The organism is Enterocloster lavalensis, from assembly GCF_046603895.1.
Taxonomy (GTDB): Bacteria; Bacillota; Clostridia; order Lachnospirales; family Lachnospiraceae; genus Enterocloster; species Enterocloster lavalensis.
On sequence record NZ_CP176637.1, the window covers coordinates 6,359,533 to 6,374,633 of the forward strand.

At 58.1% G+C, this 15,101-nt stretch carries 15 protein-coding genes; 14 read left to right on the plus strand and 1 reads right to left on the minus strand.

All coding sequences use genetic code 11. The features are described 5' to 3' along the window. Nucleotides 1-6 precede the first annotated feature (6 nt). Complete coding sequence (locus tag ACK2JC_RS28490; protein ID WP_320938452.1) at nt 7-1,494, plus strand: glutamate synthase subunit beta; 1,488 nt, start codon at nt 7-9, stop codon at nt 1,492-1,494. 9 nt (nt 1,495-1,503) lie between these two features. On the opposite strand, the gene ACK2JC_RS28495 is transcribed toward ACK2JC_RS28490, so the two are convergent. Continuing rightward, nucleotides 1,504-2,436 (minus strand): LysR family transcriptional regulator, encoded by a 933-nt coding sequence (locus ACK2JC_RS28495; protein ID WP_092360609.1) that lies wholly within the window; start codon nt 2,434-2,436, stop codon nt 1,504-1,506. 125 nt (nt 2,437-2,561) lie between these two features. Between ACK2JC_RS28495 and ACK2JC_RS28500 the strand changes: the two genes are divergently transcribed. From ACK2JC_RS28500 to ACK2JC_RS28560, 13 genes are all read left to right on the plus strand, one after another. Continuing rightward, the gene (locus ACK2JC_RS28500) at nt 2,562-3,335 is read left to right on the plus strand and encodes an alpha/beta fold hydrolase (RefSeq protein ID WP_368270630.1); all 774 of its coding nucleotides are present in this window, start codon (nt 2,562-2,564) and stop codon (nt 3,333-3,335) included. After that, entirely contained in the window at nt 3,322-4,176 is an 855-nt protein-coding gene (locus ACK2JC_RS28505) for an alpha/beta hydrolase (RefSeq protein WP_320936183.1), read from the plus strand. The genes ACK2JC_RS28500 and ACK2JC_RS28505 overlap by 14 nt, the downstream gene beginning before the upstream one ends. Further along, nucleotides 4,173-4,472 carry a YhdT family protein gene (locus ACK2JC_RS28510; protein WP_092360606.1) on the plus strand — a complete coding sequence of 100 codons (300 nt, stop codon included), beginning with the start codon at nt 4,173-4,175 and terminating at the stop codon, nt 4,470-4,472. Before ACK2JC_RS28505 ends, ACK2JC_RS28510 begins: the two co-directional genes overlap by 4 nt. A 29-nt stretch (nt 4,473-4,501) precedes the next feature. After that, the gene (gene panF, locus ACK2JC_RS28515; protein ID WP_320936182.1) at nt 4,502-6,016 is read left to right on the plus strand and encodes a sodium/pantothenate symporter; all 1,515 of its coding nucleotides are present in this window, start codon (nt 4,502-4,504) and stop codon (nt 6,014-6,016) included. Nucleotides 6,017-6,229: 213 nt separating this feature from the next. Next, nucleotides 6,230-6,574: a YlxM family DNA-binding protein gene (ylxM, locus tag ACK2JC_RS28520; RefSeq protein ID WP_024734604.1), complete on the plus strand. Its 345-nt coding sequence runs from the start codon at nt 6,230-6,232 to the stop codon at nt 6,572-6,574. Nucleotides 6,575-6,596: 22 nt separating this feature from the next. Continuing rightward, nucleotides 6,597-7,976 (plus strand): signal recognition particle protein, encoded by a 1,380-nt coding sequence (ffh, locus tag ACK2JC_RS28525; protein WP_092360604.1) that lies wholly within the window; start codon nt 6,597-6,599, stop codon nt 7,974-7,976. Between the two features lie 87 nt (nt 7,977-8,063). Further along, entirely contained in the window at nt 8,064-8,306 is a 243-nt protein-coding gene (gene rpsP / locus ACK2JC_RS28530; RefSeq protein ID WP_007718442.1) for a 30S ribosomal protein S16, read from the plus strand. 22 nt (nt 8,307-8,328) lie between these two features. Continuing rightward, complete coding sequence (locus ACK2JC_RS28535) at nt 8,329-8,556, plus strand: KH domain-containing protein (protein WP_007718441.1); 228 nt, start codon at nt 8,329-8,331, stop codon at nt 8,554-8,556. Nucleotides 8,557-8,631: 75 nt separating this feature from the next. Further along, on the plus strand, nt 8,632-9,144 hold the full coding sequence (rimM, locus tag ACK2JC_RS28540; protein ID WP_227167366.1) for a ribosome maturation factor RimM: 513 nt from the start codon (nt 8,632-8,634) through the stop codon (nt 9,142-9,144). Then, nucleotides 9,141-10,463: an MFS transporter gene (locus tag ACK2JC_RS28545; RefSeq protein ID WP_368270620.1), complete on the plus strand. Its 1,323-nt coding sequence runs from the start codon at nt 9,141-9,143 to the stop codon at nt 10,461-10,463. Before rimM ends, ACK2JC_RS28545 begins: the two co-directional genes overlap by 4 nt. A 21-nt stretch (nt 10,464-10,484) precedes the next feature. After that, on the plus strand, nt 10,485-12,773 hold the full coding sequence (gene mutL, locus ACK2JC_RS28550; protein ID WP_320936180.1) for a DNA mismatch repair endonuclease MutL: 2,289 nt from the start codon (nt 10,485-10,487) through the stop codon (nt 12,771-12,773). A 16-nt stretch (nt 12,774-12,789) separates the two neighbouring features. Then, a complete protein-coding gene (gene miaA, locus ACK2JC_RS28555; RefSeq protein ID WP_320936179.1) occupies nt 12,790-13,740 on the plus strand; it encodes a tRNA (adenosine(37)-N6)-dimethylallyltransferase MiaA in 951 nt (316 codons plus the stop codon). 40 nt (nt 13,741-13,780) lie between these two features. After that, entirely contained in the window at nt 13,781-15,079 is a 1,299-nt protein-coding gene (locus ACK2JC_RS28560) for an aminotransferase class I/II-fold pyridoxal phosphate-dependent enzyme (RefSeq protein WP_092360600.1), read from the plus strand. The last annotated feature ends 22 nt before the right edge of the window (nt 15,080-15,101 follow it).

Genomic DNA, 15,101 nt, shown 5'->3' on the forward strand with positions numbered 1-15,101 from the left:
AACGTTATGGGAAAACCAACAGGTTTTTTAGAATATGAGCGCAGAAATGGGCAGATTACGGCGCCCGCGGACCGGATTCAGAATTTTCGGGAGTTTCACGGGATGCTCTCCTGGGAGGAACAGCGCCTGCAGGGCGCGCGGTGTATGGACTGCGGCGTGCCCTTCTGCCAGGCAGGGGTGACGATTGGCGGCATGGTTTCCGGCTGTCCCCTGCACAACCTGGTGCCGGAGATCAACGATATGGTTTATCGCGGGAACTGGGAACAGGCCTACATCCGGCTGTCCAGGACCCACTGCCTGCCGGAATTCACATCCCGGGTATGTCCGGCCCTGTGCGAGAGTGCCTGCACCTGCGGCCTGCACGCGGACCCGGTGTCGACCAGGGAAAATGAACGGGCGGTGATCGAGTACGCCTTCGCCCATGGCCTTGTGGACGCCCGGCCGCCTAAGGTGCGCACCGGTAAACGCGTGGCCGTGGTGGGAAGCGGTCCGGCGGGGCTGGCGGCGGCCATCCAGCTGAACCGCAGGGGCCACAGCGTGACCATTTACGAGCGGAGCGACCGCCCCGGCGGCCTGCTGCGCTATGGCATTCCCAATATGAAGCTGGAAAAGGACGTCGTCGACCGCCGGGTCCGTTTGATGGAGGAATCCGGTATCCGCTTTGTCTGCAACACGGACATTGGAAAGGACGTAAGCGGGCGGGAGCTTCTCAAACAATACGACCGGGTGCTGCTGGCCTGCGGGGCAGGAACACCCCGGGATATCGCGGTCCCCGGCCGGGACGCCCTGGGGATCTGGTTTGCCGTGGATTTTCTCACCATGGTCACCAGACGGCTTTTAAACAGCAATTTCTCCGGGACGCCGGACGAACCGGTCCGGGGCAGGCGGGCCCTGGTTATCGGCGGTGGGGATACCGGAAATGACTGCGTGGGGACGGTGATCCGCCTGGGCGCCTCGTCGGTCACCCAGCTGGAGATGATGCCCAAGGCTCCGGAAAAACGCGCCCAGAACAATCCCTGGCCTGAGTGGCCCCGGGTGTTAAAGACCGACTACGGCCAGGAGGAGGCCGCAAGCGTGTTTGGCTGCGATCCGCGGATCTATCAGACCACCGTGACCGGCTTTAAAAAGGATCAGAAGGGAAATGTCTGCGGCGCCAGGCTGGTAACGCTGAAACCGGAGAAGGACGAAACCACGGGGCGCGTGAACATGGTTCCGGTGGAGGGCAGCGAGAAGGAAATTCCTGCGGACCTGGTATTGATCGCGGCCGGATTTCTTGGCAGCGAGCCCTATGTGGCGGAGGCCTTCGGCTTAAAGCTGGACGGCCGTATGAACGTGGCCACCCAGGCGGACGGCTACCGGACCGGCAATGACCGCGTTTTCGCGGCCGGGGACATGCGCCGCGGCCAGTCCCTGGTGGTCTGGGCCATCGCGGAGGGCCGGGAGGCAGCCCGGGAGCTGGATGAATCCCTTATGGGTTACAGCAATCCGGTTTAAGGTGCAATCCTACGGAATCAGCCGCGCCGCCTCCTTCTGCCGGCGCAGCTCCTCCACCACAATGTCCGAGAACGCTGCGGCGGCTTTGGAGACATAACCGCTGGGGACATAACCCAGCACCAGCTGACGGGACATTCCCTGACGCCCCAGGGAAAAATGGCGCAGCCCCTCTCTGGGTTCCAAATAGGTCTCAGGCAGAAAGGTGACGCCCATCCCGGCCTCGGCCAGGCGGATCAGGGTCTCAAAGCTGTTGTGGGACTGGATGATGCGCGGGTTTAACTGATGGTCGCGAAACAGCGTTTCCGCAAAGCTTCTCAGCCGGTGGTTGATGCTGTACATGAGGAAATTCTGGCCGGACAAATCCTCCACCGCCAGCCAGGCCCGCCCGGTGGGGCCTGGCTCATGGGCCTTTGCGCAGAGCGGATGGCCTGCGGGCACGGCCAGCAGAATCTCCTCGTTGGTGGCAGGGCGGTAGGGGAGCTGCTCATTGTCCATGGGCAGCGTCAAAAATCCCATGTCGATCTCGCACTGTGCCAGCATCTCCTCCTGCTCTTTCATGCTGCCCTCATGGATGGTCAGCCGGATGTCCGGATAGGCCTTTGTGAAGACCGGGATCACCCGGGGCAGGAGATAGGGTGCCCGGAAGGGCGAGATAGAGAAATTGACCGATCCGATTTTCAGATTCTGGAGATCGGATATTTTGTTGAAGAAATCCCGCCGCATGGCCAGGATCTGCTTGCCGGACTCCACAAACAGCTTTCCCTCCTCCGTCAGGAACAGCCCGCGGTTCGTGCGGATAAACAGCGGAAATCCGAGGGAATTCTCATAATTTTTTAAAAACTGGCTGAGGGAGGACTGGGCGATGAACAGCTCCGAGGCCGCCGTCGATACCTTTCCGTATTTTGCGATTGTCAAAATGTATAGAAGATCCTTGAATTCCATCTGTTTCCATCTCCATTTCTGATATAGGTCAAACCGATTGCCGCCCCAATATAATACATATTTTACAAATATACCACCACATATTACAATAGGATCATCAAGAAGTCAATGGAGGGGAGATTGAAATGGCAAGCCACCTTAACTATATCGGTGATCTGCAAAAGGGCTGCCTGACCGTGCTGATGATTCCAGGCGGAATGGCCACGTCGCCGGCGGTTTACGAGGGCATCGGCGAAACGCTGGCCTGCCAGTCGGCGGTGATCGACTGGAGCAGGTCGCCCGGTCCCTGGGACGTGCTGGACATCGGAGACCGGACGCTGGAGCTGGTAAAAGAGCTGGAGCTTGGGCCGGTGATCCTGGCCGGCTACTCGGCCGGCGGCGTCATCGCCATGGAGGCGGCGATACAGGACCGCGAAAACCGCATTTCCGGGCTGCTTTTGTCCAACACCGGTCCCTGCACCGTGGGGCACGGGGACCCGGACCTGCCGAAACGGATTCTGGGGCACTGGTTTTCCATGGAACTGTTTGAACCGTTTCTGGACCGGTGTTTTGCATTTCCCGTCGATCCGGCGCTTCGGGAAAAGCTGTTGGATTACGCGCGGCAGATTCCGGTGAACGTGGTCTATGAGGCGGCGAAAACGCTGCGGGAACACGACCTGCGGCCCCGGCTCGGAAAAATCACCTGCCCGGTGGTGGTCGCCCACGGCATACTGGACCGGACCAGGACGCTGGAGCACGTGCGCATGATCACGGACGGGGTGAAAGACACCCAGGTTCATCTGCTGGACGGCGGTCACACGATCATGGTGGAGGACCGGGACGAGTGGGTGGCGATTTTGAACTGTTTGATCACACAGATTGCATCGCAGACAAAGGAGAGGGCATATGGACAGAGATAACTTTTTTCAGACATCGGACGGCGCCATGCTTTATTACGAGGACAGGGGACGGGGGACGCCGCTGATCCTGGTGCCGGGTTTTATGTGCACCACCCGCTTTTATGAGCGGAATGTTGGGGAACTGAGTAAAAAATACCGGGTGATCACCTTCGATCCCAGGGGATACGGACTTTCCTCCAAAACCCTTCAGGGCAACACCTTAAAGGGCCATGCCAGGGATATAAAGGAGCTCATCGATTTTCTGAATCTGGACAGTGTTGTGCTCATGGGCTGGTCCCTTGGGACTTCCGCCGTGGCGGTCTACGCCCACGAGTACCGGGAGTACCGCCTTTCGGGAATCGGCTTCATCGACGCCTTCCTGTCGCCGTTCGCCCACGGGGAGTGGAACAAATACAAATTTTCCGGCTACAAGGTGGGAGAGTACATCAGCGGAAGAAGCCTCTGGTTCACAGACCCGGACAAGTACCACCGGTATTTTTTCGACACCGTAGATTGTAAGGAGCTGACCCCGGAGGATGAAAAATGGATCACTGAGGAGATCAGCCTGACCATGCCCTGGACCGGCATCGAGCTGCACCTGGACACCTGCCACACGGACACCATGAGCTATGTGGAGCAGTTTACGGTCCCGACCGTGGTGTTTGCGGGTAATTCCAAAGGCGTGCCGGCCTGCGTGTCCGAGGAAGCCTGCCGCAGGATGAAATGCCCGCACCGCTATCACTATTACGACCACGGCGGCCACATGTTTTTCTATACGGATCCGGAAACCTTCAACCGGCAGGTTGACGCGTTTATACAGGAAGAGATTATTACAGCAAAAAGAGGAGGGGAACGCTCATGACCAGAGAAGAGTATGACGACCGGAACTACAGGTTCGAGGATATCCCGGAGGACCCGCGATTTAAGACATGCAAGAAGGAAGCCCTGACCGTAATCGGCTTCTGGAGCCTGTTTGTGGCGCTGACGCTGATCATCATGTACACCATCGGCGTGAAGGATCCCACGGAGTACACCTATGTCTGCGGGCTTCCGCTGTGGTTTTTCCTGGTGTGCCTGCTGATTCTGGGCTGCATCGGGGCGGTGTTCTTCATTGTGAAACGGGTATTCCAGGATTTTTCACTGGACGACGAGCTGTAATGGCTGCCAAAGAATAGGGGGAAAATGATATGCAGATTAATGCGAGCACGCGTATGCTTACGCTGGTGATCTTCATTATTTACAGTGTACTGTTGCTGGGGGTTGGTTTTTACTACCGCCAGAAATCCAAAAAGGAAACCTCGGGCGATTTTTCGAAAAACTTTTTCTCCGGCGGCCGCGCAATGGGACCGCTGGTAGTGGGCATGATGTTGGGCGCCTCGGTGTGCAGCTCCGGCACCTTCATCGGCGGCCCGGCCACGGGCACAAAGGAAGGCCTGGTCTGGACCGTTTGTATTTACGCCTCCGTGTTTATGAACTTTGTCATCCTGGGCATCGCGGGAAAGAAGATCGGCATCATCGCCCGCAGGACCAACGCGGTGTCCTATGTGTCCCTGCTCAAAAACCGCTACAATGACAACAAGGGCGTCACCATTCTGGGCGCTCTGGCCATCATCGGATTTCTGATTCCTTACTGTTCCTCCCAGCTGGTGGGCGGAGCCAGGCTGATCGAGACCATGATCGGCATCCCCTATCTCTGGGGCCTGGGAATCTTTGCCCTGATCATCCTGATCTACACCATTTTCGGCGGCATCAAGGGCGTTTCCGTCAGCACCGTGATCCAGGGCTTTATCATGACCTTTGCAACCTTACTTCTGATCTTCGGCGTGGTGGGTTACATCCGCAGTGACTCCGGTTCCATGGCCGCGGCCTGGCAGAACCTGGCGGCCTCGGACCACAAGATGATCATGTCGCCCAAACAGTGGTCCATTCCGGTGATGTTCTCCTACATCTGGCTGGTGGGCATCACCTATGTGGGCCTGCCCCACGCGGTGCAGGGCGCTCTCACCTACAAAGATACCAAGTCCCTGCACGGGGCCATTCTGGTGGGCGTTGTGTTCGTCACCTTCTGGCAGGGCATCATGACCTTTATGGGTCCGGCCGCCCGGCTGATGAACATTGTGCCCGAGGTGGCCGACCAGACCACCCCTGTGATCGCAATGACCGTGCTTCCCCCGTGGCTGGCGGGCGTGATCATCGCCGGAGCTGTGGGCGCGATCCAGTCCACCATCGCCGCTATGCTGATCGTCATCTCCTCCAGCGCGGTGAACGACATTTACTCCAACTATGTCCGCCCGGAAGCGGGGCCGGATCAGATGAAGAAGATGACGCAGATCATCACCATCCTGGTACTGCTGGCTATTTTCCTGTTCTCCATCAAACCGCCTGCGTTCCTGCAGATGCTCATCAACTTCGCAGTGGGCGGTATGGAGACCATTTTCTTCGGGCCTATGCTTTTGGGGCTGTTCTGGAAACGGGCCAATGAGCAGGGCGCGCTGTCCGGCATGGTTGTGGGAGCGGTCTGTTATTACCTGTTCTCGTACCCGCTCAAAGCCATGATCTCTGGTATGCAGCCGGTGCTCCCGGCCAGCCTGATCGCTCTGGCGGTGATGGCCGCCGTGAGCCTGGCCACCCCAAAGCCGCCCAAGGGCGTGATCATGACCTGGTTTGGCCGGAAATACCCCAAAGACGGGATGGCCAGCTGATAAAGCACTTCCTATATAATAATTGCAGTTTTAAATGATCGGCAGACAGAAGAGAGTCCGCGGGCGCAAAGGTTCAAAGCGTTCCCGCGGGCTTTTTACGCGGCGGATCGCCGTCGGAAGTCCACAGCCCCGCTTTTCTGATTTTTTTAATATGTCAAGAACTTTTACTTGACAACCTTATTTCTTTCGTGTATGATAACACAGGTGGTTGAAATGGAAAAGATTGTGGAACAAGGTCTGTTGTATGATTTTTACGGAGAGCTGCTGACCGACCATCAGCGGAGCGTTTATGAGGACGTGGTGTTCAATGACCTGTCGCCCAGCGAGATCGCGAAGGAACAGGGCATCAGCCGTCAGGGCGTACACGATCTGATCCGTCGCTGCAACAAAATACTGGAAGAATACGAGGCCAAGCTTCATCTGGTGGCCAAATTTGTGAAGATCCGCGAGATGGTGGGAGAGATCCAGAGCCAGGCGGACGAATACATGGAGACGAGGGATCTGGAACGGATCGAGCAGATTCGCAGGCTCTCGGGCGAGATCACCAGCACCCTATAGGTGCATGGCAGGAGGTTAGCCGATGGCTTTTGAAAGTTTAACCGATAAATTACAGAATGTGTTCAAGGGCCTTCGCAGCAAGGGAAAGCTGTCCGAAGCGGAGGTCAAGGCCGCGCTTAAGGAAGTGAAGATGGCTCTCCTGGAGGCGGACGTCAGCTTCAAGGTGGTAAAGCAGTTTATCAATTCCATCCAGGAGCAGGCGGTGGGCGCCGAGGTGTTCGGCAAGCTGGACGCCGGACAGACGGTGATCAAGATCGTCAACGAAGAGCTGGTAAAGCTCATGGGGTCCGAGACTACGGAAGTGGATTTAAAGCCGGGGAATGAGATTACGGTCATCATGATGACCGGTCTGCAGGGCGCCGGAAAGACCACGACCACAGCCAAGCTGGCCGCGCAGTTAAAGGCCAAAAAGGGCCGCAAGCCCCTGCTGGTAGCCTGCGACGTTTACCGGCCCGCAGCCATCAAGCAGCTGCAGATCAACGGCGAAAAGGTAGGCGTTCCCGTGTTCGCCATGGGAGACAAGCACAAACCGGTGGACATCGCCAAGGCGGCCATGGAGCATGCGGCGAAAAACGGCATGAACCTGGTGATCCTGGACACCGCCGGACGGCTTCACATCGACGAGGCCATGATGGATGAGTTGGTGGAGATCAAGGATCAGCTGGACGTCCATCAGACCATTTTGGTGGTAGACGCCATGACAGGCCAGGATGCGGTCAACGTATCCGAAACCTTTAACAATAAAATCGGAATCGACGGAGTCGTCCTGACCAAGCTGGACGGCGACACCAGAGGCGGCGCGGCCCTTTCCATCCGGGCGGTGACCGGCAAACCCATCCTCTATGTGGGTATGGGAGAGAAGCTCTCCGATCTGGAACAGTTCTATCCGGACCGCATGGCTTCCAGAATTCTGGGAATGGGCGATATCATGAGCCTGATCGAGAAGGCTACGGCCGAGATCGACGAGGAGCAGGCCCGGGAGATGACCCAGAAGCTGCGCAAGGCGGAATTCGACTACAACGATTTCCTGGCTCAGATGCAGCAGATCAAAAAGATCGGCGGCATGGGCAGTATCCTCTCCATGCTTCCCGGCGTGGGCAACCAGCTCTCCGGCGTGGATATGGACGAGGGCGAAAAGTCCATGAAACGGGTGGAATCCATTATCCTCTCCATGACCAAAGATGAGCGGGCTAATCCGGGCCTGATCAATCCCTCCCGCAAGAAGCGCATCGCCAGAGGCGCGGGCGTGGACATCAGCGAGGTCAACCGTCTGGTCAAGCAGTTCGACCAGATGAAGAAGATGATGAAGCAGATGCCGGGAATGGCCGGAGGCAAAAAGCGGGGCGGTTTCGGCGGCCTGGGCGGCCTCATGGGCGGAAACAAGTTCAAGATGCCCTTTTAAGATACGCTAGTCAAACAGGGTTATCCTGTATGTCTAATAAATGTACCGCTCAGGCGGTGGAATGAAGGTATAAGGAGGTGAAATGACATGGCAGTAAAGATGAGACTGAGAAGAATGGGACAGAAGAAGGCTCCTTTCTATAGAATTGTGGTTGCTGATTCCAGATCTCCCAGAGATGGTAGATTCATCGAAGAAATTGGTTACTATGATCCCACCAAGGAACCCAGCGTAATCAAGTTCGACGAGGAAGCAGCAAAGAAGTGGTTAGCGACAGGCGCCCAGCCTACCGAGACCGTAGGAAAGCTGTTAAAGACCGCCGGCATTCAGTAATCATGTAGATTGAGGTGGACATATGAAAGAATTGGTTGAAGTGATTGCGAAAGCACTGGTGGACAATCCCGATGATGTGGTGGTGACGGAATCCATGAAGGGTGAGGACATCCTGATTGAGCTCACGGTAGCCGCCGCCGATATGGGCAAGGTGATCGGTAAACAGGGCCGGATCGCGAAAGCAATTCGTTCTGTCGTGAAAGCTGCTGCATCGAAGGAAGACAAAAAAGTAATCGTTGAGATTCAGTAAGACGGATGACCGCCGACCTTTTGGGGAGGCGGTTCATTTTCTATCTGCCACATTTTTTGGAAAGGTGTCTGTGTTATGGAAGATATGCTGAGAGTCGGTGTGATTACCTCCCCCCACGGCGTGAGGGGCGAAGTCAAGGTATTTCCCACCACGGACGACGCTGCCCGCTTCAAAACGTTGAAGCAGGTGGTGCTGGATACGGGAAAAGAGACGATTTCGCTTGAGATTGAACATGTGAAGTTTTTCAAGAACATGGTGATTCTGAAATTCAAGGGTTACGACAATATCAACGACATCGAAAAATATAGATCAAAAGACCTGCTGATCCGCCGGGAACAGGCGGTGGAGCTTGAGGAGGACGAGTATTTCATCGCGGACCTGATCGGCCTTGCGGTGGTGACGGACGCCGGGGAGGCGTTGGGGACCGTGAAGGACGTGATGGAAACCGGCGCCAACGACGTGTACATCGTGGAGATGAAGGACGGCCGCGAGCTCCTGCTGCCCGCCATCGGGGACTGCATCCTGGATGTGAACCTGGATGATGGAAGGATGACGGTGCACGTTCTGGACGGCCTGATGGATCTATGAAAGCCGGAGAGGGGCTGACCGGGCGTTACTGTCTGCTCCAGGGCAGTTATTACGGGGTCAACTGCGCCGTGATCGGCTACGCCTCCGTCTTTCTGTTGGAGCGGGGGATGAGCCCCGCAGGAATCGGAGCGCTGATCGCGGCGGGAAACGTTCTGTCCGCAGTGCTCCAGCCCATGGCCGCCGGCATCGCCGACCGGTCCGGGCGCGTCACGTTAAAACAAATGATCAGGCTGGCAGCCGCAGCGGGGGCAATCTTGTCCCTGCTTGTTGGCGTTTTCGGGAGCCTGAAGCTGATCGCCCCGCTGTATATGGCGCTGGCGATGATCGCCAACCTGGAGATGCCTCTGGTCAACGCGGTCAGCGTGTATTTCAGCAACCGCGGATACCGGATCAACTTCGGCCCGGCCCGCGGCATCGGCTCCCTGACCTACGCAGCATTTTCCTACGGCCTGGGGCTTCTGGCCGGAATGTTCGGCGCGGGCCTGATCCCCTGGGCCTCCATGGCGCTCTACGCCGCCGTGTTCGCCTGCTGCGGGCTGTTCTCCATGAAACCGGGAACAACGAAGGTGGAAGAGCAGGCAGGGGGCGGCGGGAATGCAGCCGCCGTTCAAGATGGGGGCGCCGGATTAATAGCCACCCCCCATGATGGAGCTGCCGGCCCCATGGCCGCCCCTGGCGATAGGCCCGCCGCTCCTGCGGACACAACCGCCCCCTGCGCCCCCTGCGCCGCCCAACCCAGACGGCGGGAACCCAATTTCTTTTCCCGCTACCGCACCTTCACCCTGACGCTGGCCGGGGTGGTGATGCTTTTTGCCTTTCACAATATCACCTGCACCTACATGATCCGCATGATGGAGCGGTTCGGCGGGGGCAGCGAGGAGATGGGGCTGGCCCTGGCGGTAGCCGCGGTCTGCGAGCTGCCCACCATGCTGCTGTTTTCCCGCCTCGCCCGGTCTTTCAGGGTATCCACCCTTCTGGCGGCCTCAGCCGTTGGTTTCGTGGTGAAATCCCTGCTGCTTTTGGCGGCATGGGATGTGAATATGATCCTGGCCGCCCAGGTCTTCCAGGCATTTTCCTTCGCCCTGTTTATCCCGGCCTCCGTGGCCTTCACGGACCAGGTGATGAGAGCGGGCGACAAAATCAAGGGCCAGGCATACATGACCGCGGCCAGCACCTTAGGCAGCGTGGCCGGAAACTTAAGCGGCGGAATCGTCTTAGACGCGTCCGGAGTGAGCGCCATGCTGGTTCTGGCATGCGCCTTCGCCCTGGGCGGCCTGCTGACCGTAGGAGCCGCAGCAGCGGGAGAACGCCGCAAATGACCGACAAAGGAGAGAAATTCCATGGCTAACATAACGGTACTTGACCAGAATACCATCAATAAAATCGCCGCGGGCGAGGTGATCGAGCGCCCGGCCTCCGTGGTGAAGGAACTGCTGGAAAACGCCATCGACGCCCAGGCCACAGCCGTGACCATTGAAATCAAGGAGGGCGGAACCACCCTGATCCGGGTGACGGACAACGGCTGCGGCATTCCCAAAGACCAGATCAGCCTGGCCTTCCTGCGCCACGCCACCAGCAAGATCAAATCCGTGGAGGACTTGTTCACCGTGTCCTCCCTTGGGTTTCGGGGCGAGGCCCTGGCCAGCATCGCGGCCGTGGCCCAGGTGGAGCTGATCACCAAAACCGGAGACAGCCTGACCGGCTTCCGCTATCAGATCGAGGGCGGAGCGGAGCGGGGCCTGGAGGAGGTGGGCGCGCCGGACGGCACCACCTTTATCGCCAGGAATCTGTTCTACAACACGCCCGCCCGCAAAAAATTCCTCAAGCGCCCTGTGACCGAGGGAGCCTACGTGGCGGACCTGGTGGAGAAGATCGCCCTGTCCCACCCGGAAATCTCCATACGCTTTATCCAAAATAACCAGAACAAACTCTATACCTCGGGAAACCACAATCTGCGGGATCTGGTGTATACGGTTTACGGCCGGGAGGTAACCGCCAACCTGCTGCCCATCGACGTCCAGGCGCAGGATATCAAGGTATCCGGTTTTATCGGCAAACCCCTGATCGCCCGCGGCAACCGGAATTATGAAAACTATTTCATCAACGGACGGTATATCAAGAGCAGCATCATTTCCAAAGCCATCGAGGAAGCGTACAAGCCCTACATGATGCAGCACAAATACCCCTTCACCCTGCTGCATTTTTCCATAGAACCGGAGTTTTTGGATGTGAACGTCCACCCCACCAAAATGGAGCTGCGCTTCAGGGACGGCGAGCTGATGTTCAAAACCGTGTTGAACGCGGTTGGGGAGGCCCTTTCCCACCGGGAACTGATTCCCCTGGTGAGTCTGGAGGAGAAACGCGCCCGTGAGGAGGCCCAGCAGAAGGAACGCCTGACTCCCAGGCCGGAGCCTTTTGAGGTCCGGAGACGCCAGACGCTGGAGAACGGAGGGACAACGGATCGCAAGAGCGAATCCATCTCCCCACTTTCGTCAAATAATTCCGGTTTTGATGCACATACGCCTCCACAAGCAGTGCAAAACCCCCCGATTGATTACCGCTTGATCCCACATAAATCTCAAAACCAGCTGCGTGAGACAAGCTGGAGCTGGAACGGCAGCGCCGCAGCGCCGGGCAAAGCCGCCCGTCCCGCCTCCCACGCCGCCGATCTGGAGCGGGAGCTGTTCGGCGGCGCGCAGGAGCCGGAAAACCAGCCGGTGGACTGCAAGCTACCGGCGGACCTGGCACAGGCGGTCCTGAGCGGCTCCGGCACCGATTTCGCGGCCATGCCCGGCACCGATTTCGCAGACAAGCCCGGCACCGATTTCGCAGACAAGCCCGGCACCGGTTTCCCGGCCACGCCCGGCGGCGTCACCGCAGACGGTCATGAGGCCACAACTGAGGATCATCCTGCCGCCTCCCACAGCGCCGGTCCTCAGCCGGAACGCGCCCCCAGGGCAGCTTCCCAAGGCGAGGAAACCTCCGGCACCGCAGACGCCTCCCCGGAACAGCTGGACCTGTTCGACACCAAATTTCTGGACCCCAAGTCCAGGCTGCGGCACAAACTGATCGGGCAGCTGTTCGACACCTACTGGTTGGTGGAGTACGACGGAATGCTGGTGATCATCGACCAGCACGCGGCACACGAGAAAATTCTCTATGAGAACACCATGAAATCCTTAAAGACCCGGCAGTACGACACCCAGATGGTCAATCCTCCCATCATTCTGACGCTGAGCATGAACGAGGAGCTGCTGCTGAACAAATACATGGACTATTTCACCAACCTGGGCTTTGAGATCGAGAACTTCGGCGGCCGGGAGTACGCGGTGCGGGGCGTTCCCGCCAACCTGTTCTCCATCGCCAAGCGGGAGCTTTTAATCGAGATGATCGACGGCCTCTCCGACGAGGCCGCGGTCCGAAATCCGGATATCATCTACGAAAAAGTGGCTTCCATGTCCTGCAAGGCCGCGGTGAAGGGCCACATGTCCATGTCCGCCATGGAGGCTAACGAGCTGATCGACCAGCTGCTGCACCTGGACAATCCCTATAATTGTCCCCACGGCAGGCCGGTGATCATTTCCATGACAAAATACGAGCTGGAAAAGAAATTCAAACGCATTGTGTAAAAGGAGTTTTAAAATCATGAAACAGCCGCTGATCATTCTCACAGGCCCCACCGCAGTGGGGAAAACGGCCCTCTCCATCCGTCTGGCCAAGGCCATCGGCGGGGAGATCATCAGCGCCGACTCCATGCAGGTCTACCGCCACATGGACATCGGGTCCGCCAAGGTGACAAAGGAGGAGATGGACGGAGTGCCCCATCACCTGATCGATGTGCTGGAACCCGAGGAAGAGTTCAACGTGGTGGTGTTTAAGCAGATGGCAACGGAAGCCCTGGCAGGCATCTACAGCCGCGGCAACATCCCCATCGTGGCCGGCGGAACCGGATTTTACATCCAGGCCCTGCTGTACGACATCGACTTCAAGGAAAATGAGGAGGGCAGTGCGATCCGCGCGGAGCTGGAAGCCCTGGCCCAGAGCGGGGGTAATCTCCGGGTGCACGCCATGCTTCAGGAGATCGATCCCAAAGCGGCCGGGCAGATCCACCCCAACAATATCAAGCGGGTGATCCGCGCCATCGAGTATTTCCGGCAGACCGGGGAGCAGATTTCCGTTCACAACGAGGCGGAGAGGGGAAAGCAGTCCCCCTACCATTTCCTATACTATGCCGTCACCACGGACCGCAGCCTGCTGTACCGGCGCATCGACAGCCGGGTGGATCAGATGATGGAAAACGGTTTGGTGGAGGAGGTCCGCCGCCTGAAGGAGCGGGGCTGCCATCGGGGCCTGACCTCCATGCAGGGGCTTGGCTACAAGGAAATTCTGGACTATTTAAACGGAGCCTGCACCCTTGAGGAGGCGGTCTACGTGCTCAAGCGCGACACGCGGCACTTTGCCAAGCGCCAGCTGACCTGGTTCAAACGCGAGCGGGACGTGCGTTTCCTGAACCTGCCCGACTTTGAAAATGATCCGGACCGGGTGCTTCGCGCCATAATAGAGGATTGCGTGGCGGAAAAAATTGTGCTACAATAACGATCACGCATACAGAAATAAAGGGAGAATCAACCGAATTATGGATACACAGACTGAAATGAATCAAATGTACGGCCAGTTGGGCATAAGCGCCCAGGTGCTGGAATACGGACGCCGGGTGGAGGAAACGTTAAAGGAACGCTTTGAGGCCATCGACCGGACGGCGGAGTACAACCAGATGAAGGTGATAAAAGGCATGCAGGACAACCGGGTCAGCGACATCCACTTTGCCGCCACCACCGGTTACGGTTACAACGATCTGGGCCGGGACACCCTGGAGGACGTTTACGCCAGCGTATTTCACGGCGAGAGCGCCCTGGTGCGCCCTCAGCTGATCAGCGGCACCCACGCCCTGCACGTGGCCCTTTCCGGCAACCTCCGCCCCGGCGACGAGCTGCTTTCCCCGGTGGGAAAACCCTACGACACTCTGGAGGAGGTGATCGGCATCCGCGATTCCGTGGGCTCCTTAAAAGAGTATGGCGTCGTTTACCGCCAGGTGGATTTAAAGCCCGACGGCACCTTTGACTACGACAATATCGCCAGGGCCATCAACGAGAGGACCAAGCTGGTCACCATCCAGCGCTCCAAGGGCTACGACCCAAGACCCACCTTTTCCGTCAAACAGATCGGCGAGCTGATCGCCTTCGTCAAGCAGATCAAGCCGGAAGTCATCTGCATGGTGGACAACTGCTACGGCGAGTTTGTGGAGACCATCGAGCCCACGGACGTGGGAGCGGATATGATCGTGGGTTCCCTGATCAAGAACCCCGGCGGCGGATTGGCCCCCATCGGCGGCTATATCGTGGGCCGTAAAGACTGCGTGGACCGCGCATCCTACCGCTTAAGCGCCCCGGGCCTGGGCAAGGAGGTGGGCGCCAGCCTGGGGATCAACCAGCAGCTTTACCAGGGACTGTTTCTTTCCCCCACGGTGGTTGCAGGCGCGTTAAAGGGAGCCATCTTCGCGGCCAACGTTTACGAGCGCCTGGGCTTTTCCGTGGTTCCAAACAGCACGGAAAGCCGCCACGACATCATCCAGGCCATCACCTTTGGAACCCCGGAGGGTGTGATCGGCTTCTGCAAGGGTATCCAGGCGGCGGCGCCGGTGGACAGCTACGTCACCCCCGAGCCCTGGGATATGCCCGGCTACGACAGCCAGGTGATCATGGCGGCGGGCGCCTTTGTGCAGGGCTCCTCCATCGAGCTCTCAGCCGACGGCCCCATCAAGCCGCCCTACGCCGTATACTTCCAGGGAGGCCTCACCTGGTACCACGCCAAGCTGGGAATCCTCAAATCCCTCCAGGAGCTGGTGAATGACGGCGTGGTAAAAAATCTGCAGTAAATCCTGCATTTTTGTATACACA